Annotated in this window: 18 protein-coding genes; 11 read left to right on the top strand and 7 right to left on the bottom strand. The window is 72.7% G+C overall.

Annotation, left to right across the window (positions count from 1 at the left end; all coding sequences use genetic code 11):
• Position 1: 1 nt before the first annotated feature.
• The 5 genes from VFG42_RS01770 to VFG42_RS01790 all read left to right on the top strand — a co-directional run bounded on the left by VFG42_RS01770 (position 2) and on the right by VFG42_RS01790 (position 4,650).
• Positions 2-400 (top strand): ASCH domain-containing protein, encoded by a 399-nt coding sequence (locus VFG42_RS01770; RefSeq protein WP_324904613.1) that lies wholly within the window; start codon positions 2-4, stop codon positions 398-400.
• A gap of 42 nt (positions 401-442) precedes the next feature.
• Entirely contained in the window at positions 443-841 is a 399-nt protein-coding gene (locus tag VFG42_RS01775; RefSeq protein ID WP_324904615.1) for a response regulator, read from the top strand.
• Entirely contained in the window at positions 838-2,571 is a 1,734-nt protein-coding gene (locus VFG42_RS01780; protein WP_324904617.1) for a class I adenylate-forming enzyme family protein, read from the top strand. Before VFG42_RS01775 ends, VFG42_RS01780 begins: the two co-directional genes overlap by 4 nt.
• The gene (locus tag VFG42_RS01785) at positions 2,568-3,536 is read left to right on the top strand and encodes a beta-ketoacyl-ACP synthase 3 (RefSeq protein ID WP_324904619.1); all 969 of its coding nucleotides are present in this window, start codon (positions 2,568-2,570) and stop codon (positions 3,534-3,536) included. Before VFG42_RS01780 ends, VFG42_RS01785 begins: the two co-directional genes overlap by 4 nt.
• Positions 3,537-3,684: 148 nt before the next feature.
• A complete protein-coding gene (locus VFG42_RS01790; RefSeq protein ID WP_324904621.1) occupies positions 3,685-4,650 on the top strand; it encodes a hypothetical protein in 966 nt (321 codons plus the stop codon).
• Positions 4,651-4,669: 19 nt separating this feature from the next.
• Here the strand turns inward: VFG42_RS01790 and VFG42_RS01795 are convergent, their stop codons facing one another.
• On the bottom strand, positions 4,670-5,341 hold the full coding sequence (locus tag VFG42_RS01795; RefSeq protein WP_324904623.1) for a hypothetical protein: 672 nt from the start codon (positions 5,339-5,341) through the stop codon (positions 4,670-4,672).
• Between the two features lie 226 nt (positions 5,342-5,567).
• On the opposite strand from VFG42_RS01795, the gene groES reads away from it, so the two are divergent.
• The 3 genes from groES to VFG42_RS01810 all read left to right on the top strand — a co-directional run bounded on the left by groES (position 5,568) and on the right by VFG42_RS01810 (position 7,977).
• Positions 5,568-5,861 (top strand): co-chaperone GroES, encoded by a 294-nt coding sequence (gene groES, locus VFG42_RS01800; protein WP_324904625.1) that lies wholly within the window; start codon positions 5,568-5,570, stop codon positions 5,859-5,861.
• 15 nt (positions 5,862-5,876) lie between these two features.
• Positions 5,877-7,508 (top strand): chaperonin GroEL, encoded by a 1,632-nt coding sequence (gene groL / locus VFG42_RS01805; RefSeq protein WP_324904627.1) that lies wholly within the window; start codon positions 5,877-5,879, stop codon positions 7,506-7,508.
• Positions 7,509-7,590: 82 nt separating this feature from the next.
• Positions 7,591-7,977: a cupin domain-containing protein gene (locus tag VFG42_RS01810; protein WP_324904629.1), complete on the top strand. Its 387-nt coding sequence runs from the start codon at positions 7,591-7,593 to the stop codon at positions 7,975-7,977.
• Between the two features lie 35 nt (positions 7,978-8,012).
• Here VFG42_RS01810 and VFG42_RS01815 read toward each other — a convergent pair whose 3' ends face one another.
• Positions 8,013-8,459 carry a hypothetical protein gene (locus VFG42_RS01815; RefSeq protein ID WP_324904631.1) on the bottom strand — a complete coding sequence of 149 codons (447 nt, stop codon included), beginning with the start codon at positions 8,457-8,459 and terminating at the stop codon, positions 8,013-8,015.
• 123 nt (positions 8,460-8,582) lie between these two features.
• Entirely contained in the window at positions 8,583-9,404 is an 822-nt protein-coding gene (locus VFG42_RS01820) for an SDR family oxidoreductase (RefSeq protein ID WP_324904633.1), read from the bottom strand.
• Between the two features lie 20 nt (positions 9,405-9,424).
• On the opposite strand from VFG42_RS01820, the gene VFG42_RS01825 reads away from it, so the two are divergent.
• Entirely contained in the window at positions 9,425-10,153 is a 729-nt protein-coding gene (locus VFG42_RS01825; RefSeq protein ID WP_324904635.1) for an MOSC domain-containing protein, read from the top strand.
• Here VFG42_RS01825 and VFG42_RS01830 read toward each other — a convergent pair.
• Both VFG42_RS01830 and VFG42_RS01835 read right to left on the bottom strand, forming a co-directional pair.
• Complete coding sequence (locus VFG42_RS01830; RefSeq protein ID WP_324904637.1) at positions 10,112-10,753, bottom strand: TetR/AcrR family transcriptional regulator; 642 nt, start codon at positions 10,751-10,753, stop codon at positions 10,112-10,114. The genes VFG42_RS01825 and VFG42_RS01830 overlap by 42 nt on opposite strands.
• Positions 10,750-12,084, bottom strand: coding sequence for a cytochrome P450 (locus tag VFG42_RS01835; RefSeq protein WP_324904639.1), 1,335 nt, complete (start codon positions 12,082-12,084; stop codon positions 10,750-10,752). The genes VFG42_RS01830 and VFG42_RS01835 overlap by 4 nt, the downstream gene beginning before the upstream one ends.
• 127 nt (positions 12,085-12,211) lie before the next feature.
• Here VFG42_RS01835 and VFG42_RS01840 point away from each other — a divergent pair, with 127 nt between their 5' ends.
• Positions 12,212-13,351, top strand: a complete 1,140-nt coding sequence (locus tag VFG42_RS01840) for a hypothetical protein (RefSeq protein ID WP_324904641.1) — start codon at positions 12,212-12,214, stop codon at positions 13,349-13,351.
• A gap of 10 nt (positions 13,352-13,361) precedes the next feature.
• On the opposite strand, the gene VFG42_RS01845 is transcribed toward VFG42_RS01840, so the two are convergent.
• Entirely contained in the window at positions 13,362-13,688 is a 327-nt protein-coding gene (locus tag VFG42_RS01845) for a helix-turn-helix domain-containing protein (protein ID WP_324904643.1), read from the bottom strand.
• A gap of 311 nt (positions 13,689-13,999) precedes the next feature.
• Positions 14,000-15,091 carry a citrate synthase 2 gene (locus tag VFG42_RS01850; protein ID WP_324904645.1) on the bottom strand — a complete coding sequence of 364 codons (1,092 nt, stop codon included), beginning with the start codon at positions 15,089-15,091 and terminating at the stop codon, positions 14,000-14,002.
• Between the two features lie 139 nt (positions 15,092-15,230).
• Here VFG42_RS01850 and VFG42_RS01855 point away from each other — a divergent pair.
• On the top strand, positions 15,231-16,631 hold a 1,401-nt coding region (locus VFG42_RS01855), incomplete at its 3' end, for an amidase (RefSeq protein WP_324904648.1).

Consider the following 16,631-nt stretch of genomic DNA (forward strand, 5'->3'; position numbering starts at 1 on the left):
GATGCAGGTCCTGAACTTCTACTCCACGATCTTCGCCGACCAGCTCAAGCGCGGTCGCAAGACCGCCACGATCCGGCTCGGCGACAAGTCGCACAAGTACAAGAAGAACCAGGCGGTGCTGGTCACGATCGGCTACCAGCACTCGCCGCGCGAGAAGATCTTCGACGCGGTCATCGACCAGGTCGAGGTCAAGCGCGTCCGGGATCTGACGCCGCGGGACATCGAGCACGACAACCCCGAGTTCCGCCGCCACGAGGAGATGATCCACTTCCTCGAGCAGATCTACGGCAAGAAGGTCACGATGGAGGACATCGTCACCGTCGTGCGCTTCTCGCAGATCATCGTCCACCCTCCGTCGTTCACCGATGCCCGCCTGGGCATCGGAGGGGCGCAGAACTAGCGCTGCGCGCCATCGCGCGCGCCACGGGCAAGGGGGCTTTCCGTGTTGCGAGTGTTCATCGCCGACGACTCGCTCGGGTTCGGCACGCTGGCGTCCGCCTGGCTGGAGGCGCATTCGGACATCGAGGTCGTCGGCGCCGCCCGCTCGGCGCCGGAGGCGATCGACGGGATCCGGGGCACTCGGCCCGGCGTCGTGATCCTCGACCGGCTGCTGCCCCAGCCCGAGCATTCGCAGGAGGTCCTGCGCTGCATCCGCGCCGAGCTGCCGGACACCGCGGTGCTGCTGGTGTCCGGGATGCCCAGCGAGGACCTGGCCGACGAGGCCGCGGCCGCGGGCGCCGACGGGCACGTCTCCAAGGCGGCCAACGCCGAGACGTTGGTCCGAGCCGTGCGGCAGGTGGCCGCGCCGCGCGGCGACGAGGAGGACGTCGCCGAGACGTGAGCACGGCGGCCTTCGACGTCAGCGCCGCGCGCGCGGCGCTCGAGGCCCGTCATCCGGAGTGGGTCCCGCGCGCGCTGCACGCCGCGCTGGACGACGTCGCCGCCGCGCATCCCGGCCGCGCCGCGGTGCTCACCGACGAGCGCGCGGTCACCTACGCCGAATTGGCGGAGTGGTCGGCGCGGATCGCCCGCGGGCTGGTCGCCGCGGGCGTGGAGCCGGGCGACCGCGTCGCGGTGGTCCTGCCCAACGCGCCGGCGTTCGCCGCCGTCACGCACGCGATCTCGCGGGTGGGCGCGATCGGCGTGCCGCTCAACGTGCGCCTGCAGCCGCGCGAGCTGGCCGAGCTGCTGGCCCAGCACGAGGTCGCGGCGCTGCTGGCGGTGGCGCGCTTCCGCGACGCGGGCATCGCGGGCGCGCTGGACGGGATCGCGCCGGGCTGGGAGCGCGAGGGCGGCGGCGCGGCGCTCCCCGCGCTGCGCCGCGTCGTGTTGGTCGACGACGGCGACGACGCGCCGGGCACGCGCCCGGAGGCCACGCGGCTCGGAGCCTTCGAGCGCGACGCCGACCCGGCGCTCGACGCCGAGCTGGCGCGGCGCGCGCGGGCGGCGTCGCCCGACGACGTCGCGACGATCTTCACCACCTCGGGCACGACCGGCCATCCGCGCGGCGCCCAGCTGACCCACGACATGCTGCTGCGCAGCGCCTACGGGTCGGCCTACACGCGCGGGTTCGAGGACGGCCGCCGGATCCTCTTCGCGCTGCCGCTGCACCACGTCTTCGCCTACGTCGAGGGGATGCTCGCCGCCCTGCTCGCGGCCGGCGCGATCGTCCCGCGCCTGGCCTTCGAGCCGGTCGACACGCTGGAGGCGATCGCGCGCCACCGGGCCCACGAGGTGCTGATGGTGCCGACGATGTCGCTGGCCGTCGTCGACGCGGCCGCCTCCGGCGCCTACGACACCTCCTCGCTGCACGCGGTGATGTCGGCGGCCGCGGCCTGCCCGGCGCGCCTGTGGGCCCAGCTGGCCGAGACGCTCGGCGTCAGCGAGCTGGTCACCGGCTACGGGATGACCGAGACCTCGGCGGCGACGACGTTCACGCTGCCCGGCGACCCGGTCCAACTCCTGGTGGAGACCGTCGGGCGCCCCAAGCTCGGCGGCGTGGCCGGCGATCCGGCGCTGGACGGCATGTTGTCGTCCTACCGGACGATCGACCCGGACACCGGCGCGGCGCTGCCCGACGGCGCGGTCGGCGAGCTGGTCGCCACCGGCCCGATCGTGACGCGCGGCTACGCGGGCGACGCGCACGGCGACGCGCAGGCCTTCGACGCCCGGGGCTGGCTGCGCTCCGGCGACCTCGGCCGCGTCCGCCCCGACGGCTACCTGGAGCTCACCGGCCGCGGCAAGGACACCTACAAGTGCGGCGGCGAGCAGGTGATGCCACAGGAGGTCGAGGCGATCCTGACCGAGCTGGACGCGGTCGAGCAGGCGCACGTCTGCGGCCTGCCCGACGAGCGGATGGGCGAGATCGGCTGCGCGTTCGTCGTCGTCGCCGACGGCGCGGACGCGCCCTCCGAGGAGGCGCTGCTGATCCACTGCCGCGATCGGCTGAGCCGCTTCAAGGTCCCGGCGCACGTGCTGTTCGTCCGTGCGGACGAGCTGCCGCTCACGGCCTCGGGCAAGGTGCGGCGCTTCGTGCTGGTGCAGCGCGCGCGGGCGACGCTGGGGCGATGAGCGCGGTGCGCGGAGCGGCGCTCACCGGGATCGGGCACGCGGTCCCGGCACGGGTCGTCGGCAACGCGGAGATCGCCCAGCGGCTCGGCGTCGAGGAGGCGTGGCTGGAGCGCCGGTCCGGGACCCGCGAGCGCCGCTACCTGGCCGACGGCGAGCGGCTGGCCGACCTGGCCGCCGAGGCGGGCCGCGCCGCGCTGGCGAGGGCGCGCGTGGACGGCGGCGCGATCGACATGGTGCTGATCGCGACCACCAGCCCCGACGAGCTGAGCCCGCACGCCTCGACGTGGGTCACCGGCCTGCTCGGCGCCGACGGCGCCTCGACGCTCGACGTCAGCGCCGCGTGCACGGGCTTCCTCACCGGCCTGAGCGTCGGCGCGAGCGCGATCGAGGCCGGGCGTGCCGAGAAGGTCCTGGTCGTCGGCGCCGACGGGCTGTCGCGGTACCTGAACCGCGACGACCGCGACACCGCGATGCTCTTCGGCGACGGCGCGGGCGCGGTCGTGCTGGAGGCCACTGACGCGGAGGCCGCCGACGTCGGGCCGATCCGCCTGCACTCCGACCCGTCCGGCGGACCGCTGATCAACCTGCCCAACGGGGGCACGATCTGGATGGACGGCCGCGCGGTCTTCCGCCGCGCGGTGGAGCTGATGACCGACGTCACCCACGAGGCCCTGGAGGCCGCGGGGATCGCGCTCGGCGACGTCGACCTGTTCGTCTACCACCAGGCCAACGGGCGCATCCTGCGCGCGGTCGGCCACGAGCTCGGGCTCGACGACGCGCGCGTGATCGACACGATCCCGCGCTTCGGCAACACCTCCGCGGCCTCGCTGCCGATCGCGCTGTCGGCCGCCGACGAGGACGGGCGGCTGGCGCCGGGCGCGACCGTGCTGCTGGCCGCCTTCGGCGCCGGCCTGGTCTGGGGCGGCGGGGTCGTGCGCTGGGGCGTGCGGCCGCGCGACGCCTGACCGAGCGCTTGCACCGACGACACTCATCGTTGACCGTGCTTGCCTTTTGGGTCGCGCCCGGCGTAGGTTCGTCGGCGACGTTCGCGCGAACGGTCCCTGTTCAGGTTCACGCGGCGTCGTCTCTGTCCGAAACGAGGAGGACCATCTCATGTCCCATGCCGCTCGCCGGCCGTTGCTGGCGGCTGCCGTCGCCGCGACCTCCCTCGCCCTGTGCGCCCCCGGCGCCCAGGCCGCGACGAAGGTCTCGAAGTCCGAGAAGGCGCAGAACACCGCGATCAAGAAGGCCCAGAAGTCGGCCACCAGCGCCGGGAAGACCGCCAAGTCCGCCTCCAAGGACGCCAAGAAGGCGCTCAAGGACGCGGCCAGCGGCATCGCCAACGCCAAGACCGCCGACGACAAGGCCGCCGCCGCGCAGAACGGGCTCAACGTCCTGTTCGGCCAGGTCCCGGCCGTGCTCGACGGGCTCACGAAGCTCGCCTCCGGCCTGACCGCGGCGGGCGAGGGCCTGACCAAGCTCGGCGACGCGTTCGCGGCGCAGGAGTACGGCGTGGTCAAGGTGCAGTTGGGCGGCAACGACGTGCCCGGAGCGATCCTGACGTCGTCCGACATCCCGGACGACACCAACGCCGCGACGCTCAGCGGCACGGTGCTCGTGCCCGTCCCCGCCGACGTCACGAGCGCGACGCCGATCACCCTCCTGGCCGGGGTGCGCTCCGGCGAGTCCGACGGCACCGGCCCCGACGATCCGGTCGCCTCGGCCGGCATCGTCACGCTGACGACCGCCGGCTCCCCGGGCCTGATCATCGGCGGCGGCAACGCGCCCCTGCCGGCCACCGTGCCGATCACGTCGAAGGCCAACGCCGCCGCGGGCGGGGCGCCGGTCTACCCGATCCCGTTCAAGGCGCCGCGCGTCGACGCCACGCCGAACCCGTTCTCGTTCCCGACCGACAAGGCCATCGACCTGACGGACCCGGCCACGCTGCAGGACTTCACCGGCGCCGGGTCGGGACCGTTCACGGTCGCCAACCCGACGGGCCAGACGGCGGTCGCGACCGTCACGCTCACCGTGCGGTTCAACGACCTCACGGCGTCCGCGACGGACGTCACGGCCTAGCGGCCGGCTCCCGCGCGACTCAGCGGTGCGACGGCGGCGGTACCGAGGAGACCGCCGCCGTCCCGCCCACCGGCTCGGCGAAGACCGGCGGCAGGTCGGGCGTCAGCGGCGGGAACGCGGTGTTCAGCGGCGCGGATCCGGAGGACCCGGTCCCGCGCGCGGTCGCGCCGCCGGCCGCGGGCTGGGCGCCCGCCCACAGACCGCCGCCGAGCATCGCCGCGCCCCCGACGAGCGCCATCCACACACCCTGCTCGACGTGCAGCCAGTCGGCGACCTGGCCCGGCACCGGCTTGTGGACCACGTGCCAGACCGCGAGCGCCAGGACGCCGAGGCCCGCCAGGGAGGCGGCGCGCGCCGCCAGGCCCGCGTCGACCCGCAGCCCGCTGATCGCGCCCGACGCCGCGAGGATCACCGCCGCGACCCCGATCGCCAGCACGGTGATCCCGACGTCGGCGCCGTTGAGCACCTCCCATCCGGACACCGAGACCTGGTCGGGGATCGAGCCCGCCACCGTCCGCGCCATCTGCCCGAACAGCCCGGGATCGCTCCCCAGCGGCCCGCCGGCGCCGAGCATCTCGCGCAGCTCGGGCGGGAACCGCACCGAATACCACGGCCGCCACAGCGACCCGACGGCGATCAGCGCACCCACGAGCGCCAGGAAGTGGCCTGCACGCAGCCCTTTCTGCTCCATAGCCCCGTCCATCGACCGTTCGCGGCCGAACTGGGCCCTGACGGCGTTCACGTTGGACGGACGTCCCAACGCTTGGCACTCAGATGTGAAGAGTGCCAATCAAGGCTTGACCGCCGCCGGTGACTCGCTACTATCGACCGCATCGTTGGCACTCAGCCAGTACGAGTGCCAACAACGCTGTCTCGCACACAAAACGTTGCAGTCCGTCACCTCAACGGAGGTCAAGATGAATCTCAAGCCCCTCGGCGATCGGCTGATCGTCCGCGCCATCGAGGAGGAGGAGAAGACCGCTTCCGGTCTCGTCCTCCCGGACACGGCCAAGGAGAAGCCGCAGAAGGGTGAGGTCCTCGCCGTCGGCGATGGCCGCTTTGACGAGGACGGGGAGAAGCGCATCCCCCTCGACGTGGCCAAGGGCGACACGGTCCTCTACAGCAAGTACGGCGGCACCGAGATCAAGGTCGACGGCGAGGACCTGCTGGTCCTTCGCGAGTCCGACGTGCTCGCCAAGATCGAGAACTAGGAGCTCTTAGAAGCCATGGCTCACAAGGAACTGAAGTACAACGCCGAGGCGCGCAAGGCCCTCGAGGCCGGCGTCGACGCCGTCGCCAACGCCGTCAAGGTCACGCTCGGCCCGAAGGGTCGCTACGTCGTCCTCGACAAGAAGTTCGGCGCCCCCACGATCACGAACGACGGCGTGACGATCGCCCGTGAGATCGAGGTCGAGGACGTCTTCCAGAACCAGGGCGCGCAGCTCGTCCGCGAGGTCGCCACGGCGACCAACGACGTCGCCGGCGACGGCACGACGACCGCGACGGTCCTGGCGCAGGCCATCGTCCGCAACGGCCTGAAGAACGTCACCGCCGGCGCGAACCCGCTCGGGCTCAAGAAGGGCATCGAGATCGCGGTCAACCAGATCGTCGCCAACATCCAGAAGCTCTCCAAGCCCGTCCAGGGCAAGGAGCAGATCGCTCGCGTCGCCACCATCTCGGCCGGCGACGACGAGATCGGCGACGTCATCGCCGACGCGATCGAGAAGGTCGGCAAGGACGGCGTCGTGAACGTCGAGGAGGGCCAGACCTTCGGCATGGACCTCGAGTTCACCGAGGGCATGCAGTTCGACAAGGGCTACGTCTCCCCGTACATGGTCACCGACCAGGAGCGCATGGAGGCCACCCTCGAGGATCCCTACATCCTCATCGCCAACCAGAAGATCGGCTCCGTCCGCGACGTGCTGCCGGTCCTCGAGCAGGTCATCCAGGGCGGCAAGCCGATCCTCATCATCGCCGAGGACGTCGAGGGCGAGGCCCTGGCGACGCTGGTCGTCAACAAGCTCCGTGGCACGTTCACGGGCGTGGCCGTCAAGGCCCCGGGCTTCGGCGACCGCCGCAAGCGCATGCTCGAGGACATCGCGATCCTGACGGGCGGCGAGGTCATCACCGAGGAGATGGGCCTCAAGCTGGAGAACACCCAGCTGTCCCAGCTCGGTCGCGCCCGCCGCGTGGTCGTCGGCAAGGACAACACGACGATCGTCGACGGCGCCGGTGACCTGGAGGCCATCAAGGGCCGCATCAACCAGATCAAGTCCGAGGTCGAGAACACCGACTCCGACTTCGATCGGGAGAAGCTCCAGGAGCGCCTGGCCAAGCTGTCCGGCGGCGTCGCCGTCGTCAAGGTCGGCGCGGCCACCGAGACGGAGATGAAGGAGAAGAAGCACCGCGTCGAGGACGCGCTGCAGGCCACGCGCGCCGCGCTGGAGGAGGGCATCGTCCCGGGTGGCGGCGTCGCGCTGCTGCAGGCCTCCAACGGCGTCAACGCCGACGGCATCGCGGATGAGGACGAGCGCACCGGCGCCCGCATCATCCTGCGCTCGCTGGAGGAGCCGCTGCGTCAGATCGCCGAGAACGCGGGCCTCGAGGGCTCCGTCGTCGTCGCCGACGTGCGCAAGGCCAAGAAGGGCCACGGCCTGAACGCCGCCACGGGCGAGATCGTCGACCTCGTCGCCGACGGCGTCATCGACCCGGCCATGGTCACCCGCTCCGCGCTGCAGAACGCGGCGTCGATCGCCAAGAACATCCTCACGACCGAGGCCATCGTGGCCGAGATCCCGGAGAAGGATGGCGCCGGCGGTGGCATGCCCGACATGGGCGGCATGGGCGGCATGATGTAGCACAAGCTCCTTCGAGCTTGTTGTACGCGAAGGGCCCGGCACCTGCCGGGCCCTTCGTCGTCGGTGGGGTAGCGTCCGCCCCATGAGCCACACGATCAAGAACCTGCGCGAGGTCGAGGACTCCGCGCCCAAGTTCGGCTTCGGCGAGCGGCAGGAGGCGCGGTTCTGCCGCGACGACCTCGACGCCGAGGGCACCGGCGTCGCGTTGATGAAGGTCAAGCCCGGGCAGCGGCAGGGCTTCGCCCACAAGCACGACGAGGCCGAGGAGGTCTACTTCGTGATCGCGGGCAGCGGCCGGATCAAGCTCGACGACGAGATCGTGGACCTGAAGCCCTACGACGCGGTGCGGATCGCGCCCGGCGTCGCGCGGGCGCTGGAGGGCGGGCCGGACGGCCTGGAGTACCTCGCCTTCGGCCCGCACTTCGAGGCCGACGGCGAGCTGATCCACGACCCCGGCTTCTGGGGCTAGCCGGGCGGGCGGGCCGACGAGCGGGGGACTCCCGCTCAGTCGTGGGAGTGGCCGTGCCCGCCGTGCTCGTCGTCGTGCGAGTGGCCGTGGCCGCCCTCGGCGTCGCCGGCGATCGACTCGAGGATCGACATCGCGGCGAGCTGGGCGGGCGTGCCGGCGATCGAGCCGTCGGACATCTCCTCCAGCTGCGGGGAGAACGTCACGTGCACGTTGACCTCCTCGCCGCCGGAGTCCTCCAGCACGATGACCGCGCGGCCGGCGCCCTGGACGGCCTGGGCCTGCGTGAGGGCGTTGCGCGCCGCGGACAGCACCTCGACGGCCAGCTCGCGCCAGTGGTTGGCGGCCTCGACCTGCTCCTCGGGCGCCATCGCCGCGAGGTGGTGCTGGTTGCGGCCGGCCAGCGCCGAGACGCCGGCCTCGACGGCACGGGTGCCGAGCAGCGCGTCGACGTCGATGGAGACTGGGGTGGGGCCCTCTGACATGTGGGTCATGGTCGCAGAACGACATGAAGAAGGCCCGGGCGCCTCGCCGGGCGCCCGGGCCTTCGGGCTTCCCCCCGGAAGCACCGGTCCGTCTGCATCCTTCGTCGACCCGATCCGCGCCGCTCAGCAGGTTCGATGACCGCGCGCGGACGCGTACAGCTCGCGCACGCCCCGCGGCGGGGCGACGCGCAGCAGCGCCAGCGCGCGGGAGCTGTCCAGCGGGCAGAAGCGCGGGCGGTCGGGCGGCGCCGGACGGCCACGGAGCGTCGCCGGGTCCAGGCCCGCGGCGACCACGACCAGCCGCGCGAGCTCCAGCCGGCTGACCGCGTCCGGACCGCCGAGGTGCAGCGCGCCGCGCGCGTCGGTGGCCGCCAGGTCCAGCAGCGCCCGGGCAAGGTCGTCCACCGCGATCGGCGACCGGATCTCGTCGGTGAAGAACGCCAGGTCGAGCTCGCCGCGCGCCGCCGCGACCGCCCGCTCCTCGTGCGGCGAGGGCGCGTGGTCGGGCCCGCCGACGATCAGCGACGTGCGGACCATCAGCGCGTCCGGATGGGCGGCCATCACCAGGGGCTCGGCGGCCGCCTTCGTCGCGCCGTAGGCGGTCACGGGCCGCGCCGGCTCCTCCTCGCGCAGCGGGCGGTCGCCGTCGCCCGCGAAGATCGCGTCGGTCGACACGTGCACCAGCCGCGCGCCCGCCGCCCGCGCGGCGGCCGCGACGTTCCCGGCGCCGTCGGCGTTGACCGCGTGCGCCGTCGGCCCGCTCTGGACGTAGGCGGTGTGGACGACGACCTCGGGCGCGGCGCGCGCGAACGCCGCGCGCAGCGCGTCCGGGTCGCGCACGTCGACCGCCGACGTGAGCCCGGTCACGACGTCGTCGTCGCTCGCCGCCGCGACGAGCGCGCGGCCCAGGAACCCCGAGGCGCCGGTGACGAGGAGCTTGGCCACGCGCGGCCTACGATAGATCGGTGCCCGCCGGAGCCGTCGCGTCCCTCCACCGCTGGCCGGTGAAGTCGCTGGCCGGCGAGGACGCCGACGCGCTGTGGCTCGACGGCCGCGGCGTCGCCGGCGACCGCGCCCACGCGCTGTACGACACCTTCAAGGACGAACCGCGCCGCCTCACGGTGCGCCAAGCGCCCGGCATGCTGCGCTGGCGCGCGGCCTACGCGCAGGCGCCCGGGGACACGCTCCGGCCCGGCGCCGTCCCGCTGCCGACGATCACCGCGCCGACCGGCGAGACGTTCGCCTGGGACGACCCCGCGCTGCCCGCCGCGCTCGGCGACGACCTCGGCCGGACGGTCACGCTGCGCCGCGACGAGGCGCTCATGCAGGACCTCAACGACTCGGTCCTGGTCACGACGCAGGCGACGCTCGAGGCCCTCGCCGCCGCGCTCGGCGACGACGCCCTCGACCTGCGCCGCTTCCGCACCAACGTCCACGTCGTGCTCGGCGACGGCACGGCGCCCTTCGCCGAGAACGACTGGGAGGGCCGGGCGCTGCGCGTCGGCGACGTCACGCTCGACCTCCTGCACCCGTGCGCGCGCTGCGTCATCCCCACGCGCGACCCCGACACGACCGTCAAGGACCCCAACATCCTCAAGTGGCTCACGCGCCACCGCGAGGGGCTGTTCGGGATCAACGCGCGGATGCGCGGCTCAGGCCGGATCGCCGTCGGCGACCCCGTCGAGCTGCTGTGACCACGCGCCGCGCGTGAACAACCCCAACATGGTCGCGAAGAGGTCGTCGGGCACCGCGTCGCCCTCGACGAGGCGCTCGAAGCCGACCCCGTTGGCCATCGCGAAGAACATCATCGCCAGCTGGTCGTAGGGCACCGGCGGCTCCAGGCCGTCGGCCTCCAGCCGCGCGCGCAGCAGCTCGACCATCCCCGCGCGCATCTGCGCGTAGGACCCCTGGAGCTTCTCGCGGAACGCCTCGTTGCGCGACGCGTGCAGCGCCGCCTCGTAGAAGAGCCGCCCCCACTCCGGGTCGCCGCTGATCGTCGCCAGGAACTCGCGGCCCGCCGCGCGCGCCTGCTCCTCCGGCGACTGGCCGGACGCCAGCACGGCCTCCAGCTCCTCCAGGCGCGCCGCGAACTTGCGGTCGAGCATCTCCAGGAACAGCTCCTCCTTGGAGCCGAAGTTCGCGTAGACCGCGCCCTTGGTGAAGCCCGCGTCGGCCGCGACCTCGTCCACCGACGCCTGCGCCAGGCCGCGCCGCGCGAACACGCGGGCCGCCGCCTCCAGCAGGCAGGTCCGCGTGTGCTCCTGGCGTTGCTTGCGCGTCAGGCGTTCGGTCACGTGGCGATGATCTCAGCCCCGCGCCCCGGAACGAGCGTGATCACGCGCCGGCCGACCTTCTCGCTCTCCGGGCGCGCGGCCTCCACGCGGACGTTGCGGACGATCGCCGCCAGCACCGCGCGCATCTCGGTCTCGGCGAACGCCGCGCCCAGGCAGCGGCGCACGCCGCCCCCGAAGGGCAGGAAGGTGTAGGGGTTGGGTCGCACGCCCAGCCAGCGCTCCGGCCGGAACGCCGCGGCCTGCGGGTAGACGTCCTCACGGCGATGCATGAGGTGGATCGACGGCGCGACGCGCACGCCCGCCGGCAGGTCCCAGCCGCCGATCGTCTGCGGCTCGCTCAGCTTGCGCCCCACGAACGGGATCACCGGCCGCAGGCGCAGCGTCTCGCGGATGACGCCGTCGACGTACTCGTCGCCCGCGTCGGCGCGCACCTCCTCGGTCAGGCGCTCCAGGGCCTCCGGATGGCGCGTGAGACGCTCCAGCGACCACGCCAGCGCGGTCGCGGTCGTCTCGTGGCCGGCGACCAGCAGCGTGACCAGCTCGTCGCGCAGCTCGGTGCCGTCCATCGGCGTGCCGTCCTCGTGGCGCGCGAGCAGGAGCATCGACAGGACGTCGTCGCGCTCGGCGAGGTCGTCGCGCGTGCGCCGCTCGGCCACGATCGCGGCGATCGTCTCGTCGACCGGGTCGAGCACGTGCCCGTAGATGCGCTTCTTGTCGGCCTTCTGCGGGCCGTAGAGCAACAGCTTGCGCAGCTCCTTCGGCGCGACCGTCGCCTCCAGCAGCGTGCGGAGCCGCTCGCGCAGCTCGGCCAGCCGCGGGTCGCCCTCGTCGACGCCGAAGACGATCCGCATGATCACCTCGAGCGTGACCTTCTGCATGTGCGGGTGCGCCTTGAACGGCACGCCACGCGGCCAGTCGGCGACCTCGCGCTCGGCGATCTCGCGCATGAGGTCGACGTGGCGGCGCATCTTCTCGCCGTGGAAGGGCGGCAGCAGCAGCTTGCGCTGGCTCATGTGCGCGGCGCCGTCGAGCAGCAGCACCGACTTGCGCCCCAGGAACGGGAGCAGGATGTCGTTGCTGACGCCGGCGAGGTAGACCGACGGGTCGCCGGTGAAGACCTGCTTGACGTCGGCGGGGTCCGAGAGCACCACGAACGCGTCGCGCGCGATGTGGATGGTGAACGTGTCGCCGAGGCTCGCGCGGGCGCGCTCGACGAACTGAAACGGCCTGCTCATCCAGCCGAGCGTCTGGACGGCGCGCGGCATGCGCGGGCTCGGCGGCAGCGGGGCGCGCCGGGACACGCGCGGCAGGGGTGCGGTCGTGGCCTCCATGAGATACCCAACGGTATCCGGATACTGACCAGGATGTCAATAGCATGGTGTGGGCAGCCGTACCCGGCCACCGCGACCGGGAGGTCCCCGATGCGGGCACCCCGGCGCCGGACGCACCATGCGCCGCATGCTCCGTCCGGCCCTCCTCCTCGCCCTCGCCGCCTGGGCGGCCGCCCCCGCCGCCGCCCAGGCCGTCGCGCCGCCGCACCGCGTCCTCTTCGACGTCAAGACCTACGGCGAGGGATCGATGAAGGTCCATTACCACCGCGAGGACCCCGCCAGCCCGCAGATGACCGACGAGACCTACAACTTCGACTTCGCCTATGAGTCGGACTACCAGGACGTGCGGATCGTCGACGGGAAGCTCGTCGACACCGGCGTCCGGCCGATCCAGACCGGCGTGGTCACCCTGCACGACGCCTCGGTCATCGAGCGCCAGGTCACCGGGGACGCCGACACCTACGCCTGCGACGACGCGGAGATCATCTTCCGCGGCGACGCGGAGATCGACAACGACGACTTCGGCAGCGACGTCAGCACGCCGCTGATGTGGCGGCCGGCCGAGCACCTGAACATCGGCCTGACCTGCCCCGGCCCCAGCGGCGTCTGGCACACGGGCTGGGAGCTCACGCAGCCGGGCGGCGAAGCGCAGAAGCCGCTCGGCCAGGGCCCCCTCGACCTGCGCTGGGACCTCCCCTACGAGGTGCTGTGGATGGACCACTTCGAGCAGCACGTCACGCAGGAGCCGTTCCAGAAGGGCCTCGAGATGTGCCCGGGCTTCGCCGACGACAAGACCATCGACTGCACGCTGCGGTGGTCGGGCAAGGTCGTCATGGACCGCGTCCGCGACGACGACGTGCCGGTCGACGCCGGCGGCGACGGCGGCAGCGACGTGGTCGTCGACCTCCCGCCGCCGTCCGGGCCCGGGACGCCCCCGGCTCCCGCCGGCCCCAGCGCGCCCGCCGCCCCGGCCCCTCCGGCCTCCGGGCCGCGCGCGGCCACGCCGGTCCCGAAGGCCACCGGCGCCCGCCTGGCCCGCGACCGCAAGCACATCACCTTCACGGTCAGCTGTCCCGGCGCCGCGCCGTGCTCAGGCCGGGCGACCGCCAAGGGCGCCAAGGCCCGGCGCTTCACGGTCAAGGCCGGCGCGCGCCGGACGATCACGCTCACGCTCGCCAAAACCGCGCGACGCGGCACGAAGACCACCGTGTCGGTCGCGCTGACCCCGAAGGGCGGCGCGACGACCAGGACCGTGCTGAAGGCCTAGTGTCGTGACCCTAGCCCGACGAGGCCGCGGCCTCGGGCGGCACGAAGTCGTTGAGGACCTCGACCACGCGGTGCCAGTCCGCGCGCAGCGAGCGGTAGACGCGGCGCACGGTGTTCTCGCCGACGCCCGCGGGCTCGACGCGGACCAGCTCGATCAGCCCCGCGCGATGCAGGGCGCGGACGGCGTAGACGACGGTGTCCAGCGGGACGTCGAGGCGCTCGGCCAGCTGCGACGGGCTGAGATGCTCGTCGGCGAGCGCCAGGAGGATGGGCAGGCGAACGGGATGGCGGATCTCCGCCAACAGCGACCCCAAACGCTCCCCTCCACGGTGGTCCACGGACCGGCGACATTAGTGGCGCGGAGGGTGTCAGTGGCGTTACGGCACCGGAGCGTGCTGCGGCACGTTTCCAGACACAGACGTTCCAGTTTGCACACGACACCGTATTCGATTACGGTGTGCCCCATGCGCTGGGACCATCGACCCTCCGCATTCGCCGCTCGGCAATCGTGAAAGCGAGCGCCAACGGCGACTCTTCCGCAGGTGCCGGCGTCCTGGATCCGTCCAGGGCGCCGGTGCCATTTAACGGATCGGCCGCGCGACGGCCGGCCCGTCGAAGGCCGGCCGCCCACGGTGGACGTTCGGGCCGCTCAGACCGCCGAGACCGGGCGCGGCGCCGGGCCGACGTACTTCGCGGTCGGGCGGATCAGGCGCCCCTCGCGCTTCTGCTCGAGGATGTGCGCCGACCAGCCCGCAACGCGCGCGCACGTGAACATCGGCGTGAACAGATCCGGCGGGACTTCGGCGAGGTCGAGGATCACGGCCGACCAGAACTCGACGTTCGTGGCCAGCACGCGGTCGGGACGGCGCGCGTGCAGCGCGGCGAGCGCGGCCTTCTCCAGCGCCTCGGCGGCCTGGAAGCGAGGGGAGCCAAGTTCCGAGCAGGTCCGCCGCAGCACGCGCGCACGAGGGTCTTCGGCGCGGTAGATGCGATGGCCGAAGCCCATCAGGCGATCGCCGCGATCCAGCGCGTCTGCGACCCAGCGCTCGGCGTCGCCGGTGGCTTCGACTTCCTCGAGCATCTTCAGCACGCGCGAGGGCGCCCCACCGTGCAGCGGTCCAGACAGGGCGCCGACCGCGGCCGACAGCGCGGCGGCGACGTCGGCGCCGGTGGAGGCGACCACGCGGGCGGTGAACGTCGAGGCGTTCATGCCGTGCTCGGCGGCGGAGATCCAGTAGGCGTCGATCGCCTTGACGTGATTGGGGTTTGCCTCCCCGCGCCAGCGGATCAGAAAGCGCTCGGGGATCGTCCGGCCCTGGTCGATCTCATCCTGGGGCACGGGCGGCTGGCCGGCTTCGCGCGCGGACTGGGCGACGAAGGAGAGCGCCATGACTGAGGCGCGGGCGAGGTTGTCGCGGGCCTCCTCGTCGGTGATGTCGATCAGCTGCCCGAACCCCCACTCCGGGGCGAGCATCGCCAGTGCCGACTGCACGTCGACGCGGTGATCGCCCGAGCGCACGGTCAGCGCGTGCGGTTCGGCGGGCGGCAGGCCAGGCTGCAGGCGTCCGTCGACCAAGAGGCCCCAAACCTGCTCGTAGGGGACCGTGCCGACCAGGTCTTCGATGTTGACGCCGCGGTAGCGCAGTGCGCCACCCTCTTTGTCCGGCTCTGCGATCTCAGTGGCGAAGGCGACGACGCCTTCCAGGCCCGACTGGACCTCTGCTGTATCAACCGCGCTCATGGCACTCGCTTTCGACTTGAAGAGTTTTGACCGGCCCGCCGCCAGCGCATATCGTCGCAGGAATGGGTGCGCGGGTAGGCTCCTACCCGAGTGGAGGCCCGCGCGGGCGCTCTGAAGCAGCGATCCCGAGGAGGCGCCAGTGTCCGACAGCGATCTGATGTTCCGTTCCGCCATCGAGCTTGCCGGCATGGTCCGCGCGGGGGAGATCTCAGCACGCGAGCTGACCGAGATCTCGCTGGCGCGGATCGAGGAGCTCAATCCCGAGTGCAACGCGTTCGTCCAGATCGATGGCGAGCGCGCGATGGCCAGCGCCGCCGAGGTTGGGCCGGGCGATGAGCGGCCGTTCGCCGGCGTGCCGATCGCAATCAAGAACAACCGCGCGGTCGCGGGCCTGCGGCTCACCAACGGCTGTGCGCTGATGGCCGAGTACGTCGCCGATCGTGATCACAACGTGACGCGCCGCCTGCGTGAGGCCGGTTTTGTGATCGTGGGCTCCACGACCCTGCCCGAGTACGGGATCCTGCCCGTCAGCGAGGCGCGCATCTTTGGCCCGACGCGCAACCCCTGGGACCTGCAGCGCACCCCGGGCGGGTCCTCGGGCGGGGCGGCCGCCGCGGTCGCCGCCGGGATGGTGCCGGTCGCGCACGGCAACGACGGCGGTGGCTCGATCCGGATTCCCGCCGCGTGCTGCGGTCTCGTGGGCCTGAAGCCAGCGCGCGGGCGCGTCTCGCTCGCCCCGGTGCAGGGCGACTCGCCGATCGAGATCGACGGTGTCCTGACGCGCACGGTCGCCGACACGGCCGCGATCCTCGACGTGCTCGCCGGCTACGAGCTCGGCGACGCCAGCTGGGCGCCGCCCCCCGCCGAGCCGTTCGCGCTCGCCGCCACCGCGATGATTGGAGGCCCGCCCACCCAGCTGCGGATCGCGATGACGAAGCTGGCGCCGCTGGCGCAGGCCGCCGTCGATCCAATCTGTGCGCGCGGGGTCGATCGGGCGGCCGAGCTGCTGCGCTCGCTCGGGCACGAGGTCGTGGAGGTCGAACCGCCGTGGCAGGTCGAGGGCCTGGCGGAGCTGTTCGGCGTGGTGTTCTGCACGTACATCTCGCTGGGGATCGCCGCCTCGGGGATGATCGCCGGGCACGAGCCGACAGCCACGGACGTGGAGCCGATGAGCTGGGCGATCCACGCGATGATCCAGAGCCTGAACGCGACCGAGGGGCTCGCCGCAGTCGTGCAACTGCAGGCATTCGCCCGCCAGCTGACCACGTTTCTTCAGCCCTACGATGTGCTGCTCACCCCCGCCCTGGCCGAGCGCCCGCTGCCGCTGGGCACGCTCGACACCGCCGCGCCGGACCCGATGTCAACGTTCACCCGCTCGGGCCTCTTCACCCCGTTTACCCCAGTATTCAACGCCGCCGGTCAGCCGGGAATCTCGCTGCCGCTGTACGAGGGCGAGGACGGCCTCCCCCTCGGCGTCCAGCTCGTCGGCCGCCCGGCGCGGCATGTGTCCGGCGCGCACCAGCAGCCGCAGGGCATCCAG

The sequence above is a fragment of the Baekduia sp. genome, assembly GCF_035685985.1.
Taxonomy (GTDB): domain Bacteria; phylum Actinomycetota; class Thermoleophilia; order Solirubrobacterales; family Solirubrobacteraceae; genus Baekduia.